Consider the following 1,095-nt stretch of genomic DNA (forward strand, 5'->3'; position numbering starts at 1 on the left):
CGTCATATTCTACCATGCTGTGCCTAGATTGTGAACCTTCTTTTTTTGCTGTTACCCCGATTTATTGAGCGGATACGCTAAAAATAATAACTTAACAGAAGAGATAGTTTGGTCAATGGTAAAATCTGTAGCTAAGAGAATCTTGCCTATCAATGTAGAAAACTTAAGTAAATTAGTCAGAGATGAAATTAGTTTAGTAAAAGGACAAGGAAAATTTATTGTGGTCTTAGTTGACTTAGAAACACATAAATTAATAGGGTTGGTTACCGAAAAAAAGCAGTCAGAGATAGAGAAAGTGATGCTTAAATGGGGAGAAAAAGTATGATCTCAAATAAAAGAAGTAAGTATAGATATGACGGGCAATTATAAATCATTGGTCAAAAAAGTTTGTCCGAATGCTGATGTAACAGTAGACAGATTTCACGTTACAAAAATGCTTTCTGAGGAATTTAATCAGGCGAGAATTGCTAAAAAAAAAGCAGTAGAAGCACTAAAGGTTAAAGAAAAGACTAAATTATTGGACAGTTTAAAAGGAAGTAAATATATATTACTGAAAGCGGCAATTAAATTGTATAACCGACAAAAATAAAAATTAAAACAAGTAAAAAGTGCTGCACCCTTACTAGGAATTATGCACGAGTTAAAAGAAGAGTTTCACGCTCTATTTGAGCAGATTCAAAATTTGGGTAAAGGGATATTAAAACTAATTGATTGGTTAAAAAAGGCAGAACCCTACTATAAAAAGAGTGTAGAAACAATAAAAAGATGGTTGGGAGAGATCGTGGGGTATTTTGAACAAAGAACAACTAACGGCATAGTTGAAGGAATTAACAACAAATTAAAGCTGTTAAAAAGGTGTGGCTTTGGCTTTAGAAATTTTATTAATTTTGAAATGCGAGCTTTACTTGCTTGGCACTTTCCTAATAATAATTTAGCACAGTAAGTACGGAAGAACCGAAAAAAATGGAGAAATTAGAGAGAGGATCTTAATCTTACTATTGCTCAATGATGGAAAAACGCCAAAAGAAATTGCTAAATTTATCGGGTGTTCGCCAAACAAAATCTGTTTCTGGTGCGAGCAGGTCGCTCCAGATA

Annotated in this window: 2 protein-coding genes and 1 pseudogene; all 3 read left to right on the forward strand. The window is 33.2% G+C overall.

Annotation, left to right across the window (positions count from 1 at the left end; all coding sequences use genetic code 11):
- Window positions 1–64 precede the first annotated feature (64 nt).
- Window positions 65–325: a hypothetical protein gene (locus tag QUB61_RS39625; protein WP_333136891.1), complete on the forward strand. Its 261-nt coding sequence runs from the start codon at window positions 65–67 to the stop codon at window positions 323–325.
- A gap of 6 nt (window positions 326–331) precedes the next feature.
- Window positions 332–943: pseudogene (locus QUB61_RS39630) on the forward strand (ISL3 family transposase).
- A 28-nt stretch (window positions 944–971) separates the two neighbouring features.
- The coding region (locus QUB61_RS39635; RefSeq protein ID WP_445301007.1) for a helix-turn-helix domain-containing protein at window positions 972–1,095 on the forward strand (124 nt) is incomplete at its 3' end.

The sequence above is a fragment of the Microcoleus sp. C2D2 genome (assembly GCF_036702495.1).
Lineage (GTDB): Bacteria > Cyanobacteriota > Cyanobacteriia > Cyanobacteriales > Microcoleaceae > Microcoleus.